The sequence below is a fragment of the Kitasatospora sp. GAS204B genome, assembly GCF_029892155.1.
Lineage (GTDB): Bacteria > Actinomycetota > Actinomycetes > Streptomycetales > Streptomycetaceae > Kitasatospora.
Map to the genome: position 1 here is coordinate 127,064 of NZ_JARZAG010000023.1, position 14,496 is coordinate 141,559.

Consider the following 14,496-nt stretch of genomic DNA (forward strand, 5'->3'; position numbering starts at 1 on the left):
CCGTGTGCGAAAACCCTACCGGTTGGTAGGCGCCTGCGTCGGCCGCAGTGGCGAGTCCGGCCCGCCCGCCGCGCGTTCCTGTGCGGTGGCGGCCTGGCTGAGCAGCACCACGCCGACCGCGACGGCCGCGGCGCCCGCGAGCTCCACCGCCAGCCAGCCGCCGGTGCGGATCCGCTCGCCGAACAGCGTCACGCCGAGTGCGACGCTGGCGCAGGCGTCGCCGAGGGTCAGCGCGGGCTGGGAGAAGACCAGCATCCCGGACTGCAGCGCGTTCTCCAGCAGGAACAGGGCCAGTATCCCGGCCAGCGCGAAGCCGTAGGTCTGCCACACCGTCAGGAAGGCGGTCAGCCCGCCGCGCTGCCAGGCCAGTGCCGAGGCCTTGAGCATCGCCGCGGTCAGTGCGTAGCAGAGCGCCGCGGCCAGGGCCAGGCTGGCCGCCCGGACCGCGCCGGCGCCGCGCCGCGCCCCCACCGCGACCAGCAGCGCCACCAGGCCCAGGCAGCTGACCGTGGCCAGCAGCCAGCGGCCGAACCCGGCCGGTGCGCCGTCACCGCTGGGTGCCGCCGCCCAGAGCGCCACGCTCAGGCCCGCGGTGACCCAGACGGCGGCCGGCCAGGTCCTGGGCGGCAGCGGACGGCGCAGGATGACGCCGGCCAGCAGCAGCGCGATCAGCAGCTCCAGGACGAAGATCGGCTGGACGATCGAGAGCGGGCCGTTGGCCAGCGCCAGCGCCTGGCAGCAGGCGGCGGCGGCCACCGCGACCATGCCGGCCAGCCAGACCCGCTGCCGCAGCAGCGCCGGAAACAGCCCCCGGCCCAGCCCGCGCAGCGGCACCCGCCCGGCGGCCTTGCGCTGCAGCACCGTGGCGAGCGCGTTGAACACCGTGGTGAGCAGCGCGAAGAGCACGGCCAGCGGGGTGTTCATGGGCCTCCAGACGCCGGGTGGTCGCGGGTCGGCGAAGGCGCCCGGGGCGCGCCGCCGATCACACTTCTCACCTTGCCACGAGTGATCGCTTCGGACGGGGCGATTTCGAGTCCGGTCACAGCTCGGCAAAGAAAACGGAATGGTCATTCCTGAACGGCTAGGGTGAGCCCGTATCGGAATGGCCGTTCCGTTTCACCGCACGATTTCCCGGAGGCTCCGATGGCGTCCCCAGCGCCGCGCACCCACCACCAAGTCACCTTCGCCGTCCTCGCCGCCGGCGTCGCCGCGTACGCCCTGCTGCAGTCCCTGGTGACGCCGGTGCTGCCGACGATCCAGGCCAACCTGCACACCAACCAGTCCACCGTGACCTGGGTGCTGACCGCCTACCTGCTGTCCGCCTCGATCTTCACCCCGATCATGGGCCGGATATGATCGGCAAGGAGCGGGTCTTCGTCGGCACGCTGATCGCGCTCGCCCTCGGCTCGCTGCTGGCGGCGCTGGCCGGCAACGTGCAGCTGATGATCGTCGCCCGGGCGGTGCAGGGGATCGGCGGCGGCGTGCTGCCGCTCGCCTTCGGCATCGTGCGTGACGAGTACCCCCGGGAGAAGGTCTCCGGCGCGGTCGGCACCATCGCCTCGCTCAGCGCGGTCGGCGCGGGCCTGGGCATCGTGCTGGCCGGGCCGATCGTCGACGCGCTGGACTGGCACTGGCTCTTCTGGCTGCCGATGATCCTCACCATCGTCGCGGCCGTCGCGGCCTTCTTCCTGGTGCCGCCGTCGCCGGTGCGCACCCCGGGGCGGATCAGCTGGCTGCCCGCGCTGCTGCTCTCGGCCTGGCTGGTCGCGCTGCTGGTGGCGCTCAGCGAGGCGCCCGAGTGGGGCTGGGGCTCGGGCAAGGTGATCGGGCTGCTGGTCGCGGCGCTGGTGTTGGCCGTGGTCTGGGTGTGGAGCGAGCGACGGGCGGCCGCGCCGCTGATCGACATGGACATGATGCGGCTGCCCGCGGTGTGGACCAACAACCTGGTCGCGCTGCTGATCGGCGTCGGCATGTACGCCGTCTTCGCCTTCCTGCCGGAGTTCGTGCAGACCCCGACGGTGGCCGGCTACGGCTTCGGGGCCGACATCACCCGCTCCGGGCTGATGCTGCTGCCCGCCACCGTCACGATGTTCCTGGTCGGCACCGCCGCCGGCGGCCTGGCCCGCCGGATCGGCGCCAAGACCGTGGTGCTGCTCGGCTGCCTGGTCGGCATGCTGGCGATGGTGATCTTCGCCTACGCGCACCAGCACGCCTGGCAGGTGTACGTCGGCACCGGCGTGATGGGCGTCGGCTTCGGCCTCGCCTTCGCGGCCATGTCCAGCCTGATCGTGTCGGCCGTCCCGGCCGAGCAGACCGGTGTCGCCAGCGGTATGAACGCCAACATCCGCACCATCGGCGGTTCGGTCGGCGCGGCGCTGATGGCCAGCGTGGTCACCTCGCACCCCGGCCCGGGCGGGCTGCCGCGCGAGGCCGGGTACACCAACGGCTTCGCCATGCTGGGCGGCGCGCTGCTGGTGGCCGCCGCGGCGGCGCTGCTGATCCCGGTGACGGGGCGCTCCCGCACCGTGGGCGGCGGTGCCGAGCTGCCCGCCGACGAGCCCGCCCACCCCCAGGCCGGGCTGGTGGCCGGCGGCACCCTGGTCGGCGACAAGCCGGAGTAGCACCGGTCGTGCCGGCTTCGCGCCCGGCCGACCTAGACTTCATGACCTGCGGGGACTTCATGACCTGCGGGGATGTCGGGCGCGCCAGGAGGAGGGACCACCGTGCGGGAGAGCGGGACGCGGACCGTGCGGCGGGATGCCGTGCGCAACCACCGGCTGGTGATCGACGCCGCCCGGGCGGTGATGTCCGAGTACGGCTCCGGCGCCAGCATGGAGCTGATCGCCTCGCGGGCCGGGGTCGGCGTCGGCACCCTCTACCGGCACTTCCCGAACAAGGAGAACCTGCTCGACGAGCTGGTCCGGCTGATCCTGGACGAGCTGATCGAGGCGGCCCGGTGCGAGCTGGAGCGTACCGACGGCAGTGGCCTGGAACGTTTCCTGGCGATCCTCGGCCAGTCCTTCGCCGACCACCGCGGCTACGCCGACAAGGTCTTCGGCCGCCCGCAGCCCGAGCAGACCGAACAGCTGCGGGTGCTGCTCGGCGAGCTGCTGGCGCGGGCCCAGCGGCACGGCCGGATCCGGCCCGACGTGGCACTCGCCGACGTCCAGACGACCGCCTGGGCGCTGCGCGGCATCGTGGACGCCGGCGACGCGGTGGCGCCCGGCGCCTGGCGCCGGCACCTGGAGCTGCACCTGGACGGGCTGCGCACGGCGGCGCGGGCGCGCTGAGCGGCGGGCTCAGCTCCCCGTGCTGATGTCCTCGCCCCAGCCGAACCGGCTGTTCAGCGCGCGCCCGAAGAGCGCGCCGCCGTAGACGGTGAAGCCCACCCCGATCAGCCAGGACTGGACCACCAGCACCGTGCCGACCGTGCCGTAGGAGACGGCGTTGGAGACCAGCAGCGGCGCGAAGACCAGCCGGGAGAAGAAGCGCAGCCCCGCCAGCGCGGCCATGGTGGACAGCGCGCCCGGCAGCAGCGTGCGCCACGGGACCCGGCCGCCCAGCAGCAGGCGCTGCAGCCACCAGAAGAGCAGCGCGCCGCCGAGCACCGTGGCGGCGATCCGCAGGCTGGGCTGCGCGTCGCTGCGGCTCCACGGGGCCCCGCTCCAGGCGGCGATCATGATGTAGGCGATCAGACCGGCAAGGCCGACCGCCTGCCGCCAGACCGTGTGCCAGCGGCCGCGCGGCAGCTGCCAGATCCGCTCGTAGGCGGTCTGCATCGAGGCCATCAGCGACAGGCCGAAGACGGCGAGCGCGGCCAGGCCGAATCCGGTGGTGGTGCTGAGCACCTCGTGCTGGGAGGCGAAGAGCGCGCTGACCGCCTCGGTGCCGCGGGTGGTCAGGCCCAGGCCGTCGGTGATCCAGCCGGTGATCCCGTCGCCCCGGGTGGGCGAGGCGGCGGCGATCACCACCAGCAGCGGCACCAGGGTGACGAAGTAGAGCGCCGCGAAGGCCATCGAGCGTTGCAGCAGCTCGACCTCGCGCCCCCGGTGCCACAGCTCGGTGGCGCATGCCCGCAGGCCGTGCCAGAAGCTCACCAGCAGGTGGCCGTCGAGCAGCCCGGCGATCCGTCCGCGTGCGGCGTCGCGGGCGCCGTTCATCGATGGCACCCGCGGCCCGCCGACCGCGGGGGCGTGCTCGACTGCCTGCCCATCTCGACCACCTTCCTGGTGACCGCATCCCCGGTACCGGTCGGGTCATGCGCCAGGAACGGTGATTTCGCCCGCACGGCCGCCGGGTCGCTCAGGTTGCTCGGCCAAGTCGGCGGCCAGCAGCTCGGCCACCTCGGCCGGGGCCACCTCGCGGGTGACCAGCTCCACCAGCAGACGCTCGTAGCCGCGCAGCAGGTCGCCCAGCCGTGACCGGGGCAGCCGATGGGTGTCGGCCAGGGCCTCGATGACGATGCGCTCGGCGGTGCCGTAGATGTTGACGGAGAGGGTGATCCGGTCGTTGTCGGTGGCCTGGTCGGCGGGCCAGTCGAGCCGGGTGCCGGCGGTGGCGGCCCGGACGGCCCGCTGGTCGGGCAACGCGTGGACCGGCTGCTTCCTGGTCCACGCCCACATGTCGTTGAAGCGGCAGCCCAGCTCGAGCGGTGCGGCGCTGCGCCGCTGCAGGTCGTGGATCAGCGTGCGGGCCGCCCGGGGGTCGTGCAGGCAGTGCCGGGCGGTGTCGGCGAGGGCGGTGGCGGCGGTCGCGGTGAGCTCGGCGAAGCTCGCCACGCCGGTGTCCAGGGTGGCCCAGCCGGTCTGGCTCAGGCTGGTGATGGCGTACTGCGCGGCCGGGTCGGTGCGGCCCGCCGCAACCAGGGCGAAGGTGTGGCGCTCGGTGCCGGTGAGCGCGCGGGCGAGGGCGGCGGTGGCGGCGAGCAGCACGGCCGAGGTGCTGGTGCGGTGGCGGCGGGCGAGCACCCGCAGGGCCAGCGGGACGGCGGCCGACTCCAGGCGGCCGCAGAGGTAGCGCGGGTGGCCAGGCGGCGTCACCGGCGGCACCGGCGCGGGGAAGGCTCCGGGGGCGGCGGCCGCCAGTTGCTCGCGCAGCCGGTGCAGCGCCGCCGCGTTGCGCAGCATCCCCGCCGGCGACTGCTCGTAGGCGGCCTGGTCGGCCGGCTGCCACCGGGTCCACGGCGGCGGAGCGGGCGCGCCCGCCGCCGTGGCGTCGAGCAGTCCGGCGAGTTCGGCCATCAGCAGGTCGACGGCCCGCGCGTCGGCGGCGACGTGCGAGACCCCGAGGACGACCAGCGCCGGCGCGCCGGCCCGGGTCAGCAGGGTGAGCAGCACGGGCGGTTCGCTCGCGTGGTCGATCCGCCGGGTGACGACGGCCTGCTGCGCCCGCTCGACGGCGGCCTCGAAGGGCTCGCCGTCCGCGGGCGTCCAGTCGATCACGGTGAGCGGCACCCGGCCCTCGGGCAGCACCTCCTGCACCACCGCGGCGCCCGGGGCCCGGTGGTACCGGCTGCGCAGCGACTCGTGACGTTCCAGCAGCACGCGCAGCCCGTCGACCACCGCGTCCGCGCCGAGGCCGGCCGGCACCGGGACCCGCCGGGACAGCACGAAGAAGGCCTTCACCTCCGGCAGGAAGCGGCCCATGTCGTCCCAGGTGGTGCGCTGGCCCCAGGCGAGCGGCGCGGTGCGGGCCCGGCCGCCGCCGAGGGAGATCTGACGGATCGTCACTTCGCCCATGTGGCAACCTCCTCGGCCCGGGCGGCCGGCGGCGGCGCGGCGGGAAGCAGCAGCCGGCGCACCGAGGTCAGGGTGTAGGCCAGGCCGACGCCCCAGCCCAGCACGACCGCCCACATCACGCCGTCGATCCCGAGCGGTCCGTGCAGCAGGTAGGCGGCCGGGACCTGGGTCAGCAGGAAGGCGAGCACGGTGCAGATCAGCGGCACGGCGGTGCGCCGGGCGCCGTTGAGGTAGCCGTGCACCACGACCATGACGGTGTAGCAGGCGAAGAACGGGTAGGTGATCAGGATGTAACGGGCCGTCAGCTCCCGGGCGCGCGGGTCCTCGGTGAACAGGCCCGCGATCGGGGCGCGGGCCAGCAGCACGACTGCCGAGACGACCGCGGTGAGGGCCAGGGTGAGCAGCACGGTCTGCCGAAGTCCGGTGCGGTTGCGGTCGGTTCGGCCGGCCCCCAGGTTCTGCGCGACGAACGCGCACAGACCGCCGGACAGGTCGAGGAAGAGCAGCGAGGTGAACAGCTCGAGCCTGGCCACCACGGTGAAGGCGGCCAGGCAGACCGCGCCGAACCGCGCGATGATCCAGACCAGCACCATGATGCCGAGCGCCAGCCCGATGTGCTGGATCGCCAGCGGGGCGCCGAGCCGCAGCGCGTCGGTGAGCTCGCGCCGGACGGCGGGGGCGGCGTCGCGTGGCCCCAGCGGGTGGGCGCGGCGGATGTGCAGCGCGCCCGCCGCGAGGGCCAGCGTCGCGGCGCTGACCGTGGCCAGCGCCGCGCCCGCCACCCCCAGGCGCAGCCCGGCGACGAAGTACCAGGCCAGCGCGGCGTTCACCACGCTGCCCAGGCCCTGGATCCACATCGCGGCCCGGGCGGCGCCGAGACCGCGCAGGAAGGCGCTGACCGCCGCGCTGCCGAAGATCGCGGGAAAGCCGAACGCCAGCGTGTCCAGGAACGCCCTGCCCTGCCCGACCAGTTGACCGTGGATGCCGATCAGGTCGAAGGCGTAGCGGGCCAGCAGCACGGTGAGCAGCAGGCCGCCGATGCTCCACCCGACGCTGAACAGGGTCAGCGACCGGGCCACCGCGCGCACCCCGCCGCCGTCGCGGGCGCCCTTGAGGTGGGCCAGCCGGATGGTGAAGGCCGTGCCGATGCCGATGAACATGGCGTTCATCAGGTAGAACAGCGGCTGCCCGGCACCGACGGCGGCGAGGCCGTCGATGCCGACGTAGCGTCCGACGATGATGCTGTCGACCAGCAGGTAGCCCTGTTGCAGCAGGTCGGCCACGGTCAGCGGCAGGGCGAAGCCGACGATCCGGGAGAGCACGGGGCCCTGGGTCAGGTCCGCCACCGGGTGTCCCGGGCTAGGCACCGGCGTCGGCGAGCAGGTCGCCCGACGACTCGATGTGGTAGGCGATCTCGGCGATGGTCCGGTCGGCGAGCAGGTCGGCCACGTCGAACCGGACGTCCAGGCAGGCCGAGATGGTGCCGGCGACCGAGGCGGCCATGATCGAGTCCCCGCCCAGGTCGAAGAAGTCGTCCTCCAGGTCCAGCGCCGGGTAGCCGAAGGCCTGGGCCAGGCAGCGGGCGACCGTGCGCTCCACCGGCGAGTAGGCGCCGTCCGGGCGCCCGGTGAGCTCGACGGTGACCGCGTCGACGGTGCGCTTGATCCGCTCGGCGGCCTGGCGCAGCCGGCCCTCGGCGGCGGCGACGGCGGTCCGCACCTTGGCCTCGACCTCGGGTGCCAGCGCGACGTCGTACGAACCGAGCAGGTGGACCAGCTCGCCGCCGTAGTTGGTCTCGCCGGCGAAGACGCGGCTGCGGCCGGACCGCAACGCGGCGTCCATGATCGACAGGGCGGTCGTGGTGCGCAGGCCCTTGAACATGGTGTCGCCGCTGGTCCCGTAGTCCACTGCCATGCCGATCTCCTTCCAGGCGACCCAGTCGAGGGCGAGCACGTGGCAGTGCTCGTCGGCGTTGGCGCCGGCCAGCGCGTCCAGGTAGTAGTTGGCGGCCGCGTAGTCGCCCTGTCCGGGGGCCGGGAAGACGGCGGCGACCGAGGAGAAGTGCACGATGAAGTCGGGCCGGTTGCCCCGGGTGGCCTGGTCGAGGACGAACGCGCCGTGCAGCTTCGGGCGCACCACCGCCTCGAAGTCGGCCGGTTCGCGGAACAGCAGGCTGCTCTCGCCGGGTAGGCCGGCGGCGTGCACGATGCCGTCGATCCGCCCGTACCGCGCCAGCAGTTCGGCCATCGTGGCGGCCAGCGCGGTGGGGTCGCCGGTGTCGGTGCGGCGCACCTCCACGGTGGCGCCCAGCGCCAGCAGCTCCTCGACCGCCCTGACCCGTGCCGCCATCGGATGCCGGTCCGGGCCCGCGGCGAGCACGATGGGCCATTCCTCGCGCGGCGGCAGGCCGGAGCGGCTGAGCAGCACCAGGGTGAGGTCGGTGCGCGACTCGGCGAAGAAGCGGGCGACCGCGAGGCCGAGCGCGCCGGTGCCGCCGGTGACCAGGTAGACGCCGCCCGGCTTGAGGTAGCCGGGGGGCGCGGTCCCGGTGGGCTCGTCGGCGTCGGTTCGCTCAACGCCGGTCCGCCCGGCGTCGGTTCGTGCGAGTTCGGGCAGCTCGGCGAAGACCTCGCGCAGCCGCCGGTCGCCGCGCAGCGCGAACACCCCGAGCTGAGGCGAGACGAGTTGGCCGCCCAGCGCCGTGGCGGGCACGGCGTCGTCGATGTCGACCACCATGGTCCCGAGGTACGGGTACTCGCGGGTGACCACCTTGGCCAGCCCCACCGCCGCCGAGTTCTCGACGGCGCAGGCCTCGCCCTGCTCGGTGGGCAGGGCCTGGCGGCTCAGCACCACCAGGGTGGCCTTCACGCCGTGCGTCATCAGGGACTTGGCCAGCTGGAAGAGGCTGTACAGGTTCGCCCGCACCCGGCGGTCGAGCTCGGCCACGTCCTCGGCCGGGCCGCGCTCGAAGCAGAGCGCGTGCACCACATGGGTGTACTCGTGGTCCAGGACCAGTTGGGCGACCCGGTCGAGGGACTCGGCGTCCAGCGTGAAGCGGTCGGGGTCCGCGGCGCTCGGCGCCTGGGCCGCCTGATCGGCCAGCCGCAGCACGCGCAGCTCGTGGGCGCCGGCCGCCGCGGTGAGCGCGGTGTGCGCCGCGCCGTCGGGGCCGACCAGCGCGAGCATCCGCACCGGCGTCGTCGGGGCGGCGGGCTCGGGCGCCGGACGGAACTCGACGGCGTGGGTGACCGGGTGCCGCTCGACCGGCGCGACCGAGAGCTTGGCCCGCCAATCCGGCGGGAAGTCGACCCAGCAGCTGGTGTCGTCGTACTCGTAGCCGGGCAGGTCGACGATCCGCGGGGTGCGGGAGTCCGCCCCGGGCGGCGGGTCCAGCGGGCCGCCGGCCAGCCAGGAGGTGGCCGCGGTGACGAGTTCGGCATCGGCCCGGGCGCCGCGGTCGGTCAGGGTCCCCTCGGCGCTCTCCGCCAGCCCCGCGCGCAGCTGCGCGACGCCGTCGGCGATCACCGCGAGCCGGTGGCGGTGCCCGGCGCGCGACACCCGGACGGTGTGGCAGGCGTCGGCGAACTCGACCCCGGCCAGGCCGCCTTGGTCGATGAACGCGAGGTACCTCAGCACCAGCCGGGAGAGCGAAGCCGGGGTGGCCGCGCTGAGCGTGAAGAGCTGCGGGCCGGGCGCGGCGGGCGGCACGGCCGGCGCGAGGTACTCCTCCAGGACCACATGGGCGTTGGTGCCGCCGAGGCCGAACGCGCTGACGCCGCTGCGCCGGGGGCCGGCCGCCGCCCAGGGCCGGGCGGAGGTCGGCACGTAGAGCGGGCCGGCCGCGAAGTCGATCTTCGGGTTGGCCACCTTGAAGTTGGCCAGCGGCGGGATGGTGCGGTACTTCACCGTGAGGGCGGCCTTGATCAGCCCCACCACCCCCGAACTCTCGAAGAGGTGGCCGATGTTGGCCTTCACCGCGCCCACCGCGCAGAACTGCGGGTCGGCGGTGTGCCGGGCGAACGCGCGTCGCAGGCCCTCGTACTCGACCGGATCCCCGACGCTGGTCGCCGTCCCGTGCGCCTCGATGTAGCCGATGCTGCGCGGGTCGACGCCCGCGTCGCGCCAGGCGGCGAGCAGCAGTTCCGCCTGCGAGTCGGAGTCGGGGTTGGTGATCCCCTCGGTGCGGCCGTCGTGGTTCACCGCGCTGCCCTTGATCACGGCATGGATCCGGTCCCCGTCGGCCTCGGCCTCGGCCAGCCGTTTGAGCACCACCGCACCCGCGCCTTCGCCGAAGCCGGCGCCGTCGGCGGACTCGTCGAAGGTGCGGGTGATGCCGTCGGCCGCCTCGATGCCGATCCTGGTGTGCGGGTGCTTGACCGGCGCGAAGACGATCCGGGCGCCGCCGACCACGGCCAGGTCGCAATCTCCCACCAGGAGCGCGTTCTTGGCCTGGTGGACGGCGACCAGCGAGGCGGAGCAGGCGGTGTCGACCACCAGGCTGGGGCCGCGCAGGTCCAGCACGTGCGAGAGCCGATTGGCCATCATGGTGGGGATGTTGCCGGTGAGCGCGAGCTGGGCGAGCGCCGGGTCGATCCGGCAGACGTAATCCAGGTACGTGGAGCCCGGGTTGGTGGCGAACCCGACGAAGACGCCGGTCCGGCTGCCGCGCGCCCGCTCGCCGGTGTGCCCGGCGTCCTCCAGTGCGCGGTACATGGTGCGCAGTGCGAGCCGCTGGTGCGGGTCGGTGGTGGCGGCCTGCTTGGGGTTCATCCCGAAGACGGCGTAGTCGAAGCCGTCGACCTCGTCGAGGTAGCAGCCGTCGTAGTAGTCGACCTCGGGGTCGGTGACCGGCTCGACGGTCGTCGCCCGCGCAAAGCGGACGTACTCCGCCAGTCGGCGGCCCCGGTCGGCGGGGAACGGCCGGGTCAGGCTGCTACCGGAGCTGATGATCCGCCAGTACGCCGCGAGGTCGCGGGCGCCCGGGAGGTCGATGCCGATGCCGATCACGGCGATGTCCGTGCTTGCGTGCGCTGCGCTCATGGGAGTCAGCGGATTCCTTCCGTGAGGGGCAGCAGGGTCCGCCCGTTGACTTCGTCGAAGCGGGAGACCCCCGCCGCGCGCAGGCCGCGCACCGTGCGGATCCACTCCACCGGCGTGGAGACCTGACGGCTCAGCAGGTCGACCGCGTCGGCCGGGTCGAAGAGCTCGCCGGTGACGCTGGAGTGCACCGGCAGCTGCCCGGCCGTGAACGCGCACCCGCGCAGCAGCTCGGCGAGCGCGGCCTCGACCGGCTCCATCAGCGGTGTGTGGAACGGCCCGCTGACGTTGACCCGGACCACCCGGGCGCCGGGCAGCGTCGCCATCGCCTTGGTGGCGACCAGCAGTTCCGCGCTGTCGCCCGCGATGGTGGTCTGCAGGTCGGCGTTCCGGTTGGCGATGTACACCTTGGAGAGCTGGGTCTCCCGCAGCGCCCGTTCCACCAGCACGCCCGGCACGCCGACCACCGCGGCCATCCCGCCGCCGGTCACCTGCGCCATCAACTCGGCGCGCCGCCGCACCAGCACCAGCGCGTCCAGCAGGTCCAGGCAGCCGGCGAGCACCAGCGCGTTGTACTCGCCCAGGCTGTGCCCGGCGAGGCGGTCGTAGGCACCGGGACGCTCCGCCAGCAGCTTGCGGCCGAGCAGCGCGTTGACGAAGAAGACGGCCGGCTGGGCGTAGCGGGTGTCGCGCAGCCGGCGCTGCTCGTCACGCAGGCACAACTCCTCGACGGAGTATCCGAGTACGGCGTTCGCGGCCGCGGTGAGCTCGCCGAACTCCTCGAACAGCCCGGCGCCCATCCCGCGGCGCTGGACGCCTTGCCCGGGGAAGAGTAGGCAGTGCATCGGTCACCTTCCTTGCAACGAGGCCCGCGGGCCGGAGTCGAACCGCAGCCTGCGGCCCGCGGGGCGCAGGCAGTCGCGGGTGAACATCCGCGCGGCGGGGCCGGGGCCGAAATCGACGGCCCGTTCGGGTGCGTACGCGGCCATCGCCTGGGCCACGGCGGCCGGCCAGTCCACCGGGCGCACCAGCATCAGGCTGGTGAACTCGGCGTCCAGGTCCGCCGATTCCTGCAGATTGCGGGGCGCGTCGGTGGCCTGGACCGGAAACCTGAGCTGCGCGCCGCTCGGCCCGGCCCCGAGGAAGCCGCGGTCGCGCTCCTCGCGGTGCAGCGCGGGTGCCAGCCGGGTGCTGTGGAACGGCAGCGTGTTGCGCAGGAAGCTCCACCTCGCGCCCGCCTCGGCGAGGAACCGCTCGTGCCGGAAGTGGAAGTCCAGCAGGTCCTGGGTCCGGCCGCTGAGCAGTTGGGTCTGTGGCGAGGCGACCAGCCCGACCTCGACGGCCGGTGCGGTGCCCGCCGGATCGGCCCGCACGTTGTGCCGGGTGACGGCCGCGGCCAGCACGCCGCGCCCGACGCCGGTGACCGAGGCCATGGGCGCGGGGCGGTGGGCCTGTGGCCGGTCGTGCAGGTATCGGCGCACCAGCTCCGGGTCGACGGTGTCCGCCCGGGTCAGCTGCTGGGCTCGGACCAGGGCGAGGACGACCAGCCGCATGGACCGGGCACACAGGTCGAGGAAGGCGTCGGGTCGGCGCGCGCCGAGGCCCGCGACGATCGCCGCCTGCAGGCCCAGACTCAGGCCGAGCGCGCCGACCACCTCGCGATGCTCGACGGGCGGCGCGACCCGGCCGGTCGGCTGGAGCCGGCAGAGCTGGAGCGCGTGGGTGCAGACGCCCGCGCTGATCGAGTCGGCCGGCGCCGTGGCCGGGGCGGTGGGTGCGCGCAGCCAGGCCCGCAGCGGCACTCCGGCGGGCAGCTGCTCCTGGTACGCGGCGCTGCCGACATGGTCGAGCGTGGTCTCCACCGCCTCGGACACGACGGTGAAGAAAGCGCGGTTCTCCGGTTGTGCGGACAGGTTGCGCAGTTCCGTGATCAGTTCGGCGCAGGAACCGCCGAGACCGTCGAACAGCAGCAGTGTGCGCATTGTTCACCCAGGGGTCGTCGGGCATTGGCCGGGCGGTGCGGGGAATTGCTCGAATCGCGGGGATCCGGGCTGGTGCGCTGAACCGGAAATGGCGCGCCGGGCGCCGGGCGGGAAATGGCACGGAGAAATGCCGCGGGCCCGGTCGAGCGTGGTCGGGAGCGGTCGGGAGCGGTCGGTGGCGCGCGGAACTCGGACGGCGACTGGGAGGCGAAACCTGTACTCGGGTTCGCTTTCAGCTGGGACGCGGACTCGGCCGACTTGGGCCGGATCTATCGTCATGGCTATGTCAGACAGTCGTCATCGTCACTTCTGACAGTCCTGGCCCGCCGTGTCGCGCTGCGGCCCCGGCCCCGGCCCCGCACGCGGGCCGGGGCCGGCATCAGACGAGATCGAGGACCGGCAGCCGGGCGCTGGCAGGCCGCAGGGTCTCGGTGACATGCACGCAGCCCAGCAGGCCGTAGGTGCCGACCACCGCCGCCTCGACCCGGCTGCCGAGCGCGAGCTTGTCGAAGATCGAGCTGACATGCGCCCGCACGGTGCGATGGCTGATGAACAGCTCGGTGGCGATCTCCGCGTCGCTGTAGGCCGAGGCGATCAGCAGCAGGACCTCGCGCTCCCGCTCCGACAGCCGCACCAGCGCGGCCAACGTGGGCGCGAGCTCCCGCCCTCTGAGTCTCCCGGTGCTGCATACGCAGCGGTTGCCGCTGTCCGATTCAGCATTTTCCAGGCGCATTTATGGCCTTCCGCTTATCTGCGGCGACTTCGACGACGGAGGGTGTCCGGCGAAAAGGTGTCCGGGCGTATCGAGAGGGCGGCTCTGTCGATAAAACGGAGACCGCCCTCCGCACGAGGATGGCGCGATCCCCCCGGGTGAGTCAAGGTCGGCTTGATCCCTTTTCGGCCTGGCCGTGCTATTGCGTCCGGGAGTGCGTCGCGGTGTCTTGCGGAAGCTCCGTCACTCTGTTCCCACGATTGGCCGCCCGCCAGTTCCGCCCCGGCGGTCGTCGGGTGTTTTGGCTGGTTCTCAACCCCGTCCGGCAGGAATTCCCGGTGCCCGCCGCCCGCTTCGGGCTGCGATCCGCTGGGCGAAGGTCCACGCTGGGCATGTGGCGCCGGTGCGGGCCTTGATCCGGTAAGGAGGAGCTCATGTCGGAGGAGACGTTGATGGGCGACCAGGTGTACCAACCGGACGGCTCCGAGGTGCAGGACGACATCGGCCCGTTGGAGCCGGAGGACACCCTGATCGACCGGGGCCTGGACTCGGCCCTGGACGAGGGCTACGCGCCGCTGGACCGCCCGGTCGCGGTGAACCGCTACGGCACCACGGCGGCCGAGCAGCACGACGGGGAGAGCCTGGATCGGCGGTTGGCCGCCGAACTGCCCGAGATCGTGACGCCGGACGGCGACGGGATCGGCGACACCTACGGCACCGACGCGGAGCCGGTCGACTCCGAGGCGGGGGAGACCCGCACCGGCCGGCTGATCGCCTGCGACGGCGCGCGCACCGAGCAGATCGCGGACGACCGGGGCATCTCCGGCGGCGCGGCCTCGGCGGAGGAGGCCGCGATGTACACCACGGACGATCCCGAAACGTACAAGTACGCCGACTGACGCCGACCGACTGCCTGACGTCGACGGGGCCCCCCCCGGGGACCCGCCGCGGGGCGGCGGCCGCCGCGCGCAGGGGGGGCCCCCCCCCCCCCACCCGCCCCGCGGGGGGGGTACAACGCCGCGCGGGG

General features: G+C 73.7%; 12 protein-coding genes. 4 read left to right on the plus strand and 8 right to left on the minus strand.

From position 1 onward, the window contains the following. Window positions 1-15: 15 nt before the first annotated feature. Window positions 16-924: a DMT family transporter gene (locus P3T41_RS27600; protein ID WP_280693228.1), complete on the minus strand. Its 909-nt coding sequence runs from the start codon at window positions 922-924 to the stop codon at window positions 16-18. 219 nt (window positions 925-1,143) lie between these two features. On the opposite strand from P3T41_RS27600, the gene P3T41_RS27605 reads away from it, so the two are divergent. The 3 genes from P3T41_RS27605 to P3T41_RS27615 all read left to right on the plus strand — a co-directional run bounded on the left by P3T41_RS27605 (window position 1,144) and on the right by P3T41_RS27615 (window position 3,290). Next, complete coding sequence (locus P3T41_RS27605; protein WP_280693229.1) at window positions 1,144-1,356, plus strand: hypothetical protein; 213 nt, start codon at window positions 1,144-1,146, stop codon at window positions 1,354-1,356. Next, window positions 1,353-2,621: an MFS transporter gene (locus P3T41_RS27610; RefSeq protein WP_280693230.1), complete on the plus strand. Its 1,269-nt coding sequence runs from the start codon at window positions 1,353-1,355 to the stop codon at window positions 2,619-2,621. Before P3T41_RS27605 ends, P3T41_RS27610 begins: the two co-directional genes overlap by 4 nt. 102 nt (window positions 2,622-2,723) lie before the next feature. Continuing rightward, entirely contained in the window at window positions 2,724-3,290 is a 567-nt protein-coding gene (locus P3T41_RS27615) for a TetR/AcrR family transcriptional regulator (RefSeq protein ID WP_280693231.1), read from the plus strand. 9 nt (window positions 3,291-3,299) lie between these two features. On the opposite strand, the gene P3T41_RS27620 is transcribed toward P3T41_RS27615, so the two are convergent. The 7 genes from P3T41_RS27620 to P3T41_RS27650 form a co-directional block, all read right to left on the minus strand. Beyond that, on the minus strand, window positions 3,300-4,160 hold the full coding sequence (locus tag P3T41_RS27620) for a YhjD/YihY/BrkB family envelope integrity protein (RefSeq protein ID WP_280693232.1): 861 nt from the start codon (window positions 4,158-4,160) through the stop codon (window positions 3,300-3,302). A 96-nt stretch (window positions 4,161-4,256) separates the two neighbouring features. Then, window positions 4,257-5,738 carry a condensation domain-containing protein gene (locus P3T41_RS27625; protein WP_280693233.1) on the minus strand — a complete coding sequence of 494 codons (1,482 nt, stop codon included), beginning with the start codon at window positions 5,736-5,738 and terminating at the stop codon, window positions 4,257-4,259. Then, entirely contained in the window at window positions 5,726-7,084 is a 1,359-nt protein-coding gene (locus P3T41_RS27630; protein WP_280693234.1) for an MATE family efflux transporter, read from the minus strand. Before P3T41_RS27630 ends, P3T41_RS27625 begins: the two co-directional genes overlap by 13 nt. A 13-nt stretch (window positions 7,085-7,097) precedes the next feature. Further along, on the minus strand, window positions 7,098-10,778 hold the full coding sequence (locus tag P3T41_RS27635) for a type I polyketide synthase (RefSeq protein WP_280693235.1): 3,681 nt from the start codon (window positions 10,776-10,778) through the stop codon (window positions 7,098-7,100). Window positions 10,779-10,783: 5 nt separating this feature from the next. Beyond that, on the minus strand, window positions 10,784-11,620 hold the full coding sequence (locus tag P3T41_RS27640; RefSeq protein ID WP_280693236.1) for an acyltransferase domain-containing protein: 837 nt from the start codon (window positions 11,618-11,620) through the stop codon (window positions 10,784-10,786). Window positions 11,621-11,623: 3 nt separating this feature from the next. Then, window positions 11,624-12,757: a hypothetical protein gene (locus P3T41_RS27645; RefSeq protein WP_280693237.1), complete on the minus strand. Its 1,134-nt coding sequence runs from the start codon at window positions 12,755-12,757 to the stop codon at window positions 11,624-11,626. A 379-nt stretch (window positions 12,758-13,136) separates the two neighbouring features. Further along, the gene (locus tag P3T41_RS27650) at window positions 13,137-13,403 is read right to left on the minus strand and encodes a helix-turn-helix transcriptional regulator (RefSeq protein WP_280693238.1); all 267 of its coding nucleotides are present in this window, start codon (window positions 13,401-13,403) and stop codon (window positions 13,137-13,139) included. Between the two features lie 500 nt (window positions 13,404-13,903). Here P3T41_RS27650 and P3T41_RS27655 point away from each other — a divergent pair, with 500 nt between their 5' ends. Further along, window positions 13,904-14,368, plus strand: coding sequence for a DUF5709 domain-containing protein (locus tag P3T41_RS27655; RefSeq protein ID WP_280693239.1), 465 nt, complete (start codon window positions 13,904-13,906; stop codon window positions 14,366-14,368). The last annotated feature ends 128 nt before the right edge of the window (window positions 14,369-14,496 follow it).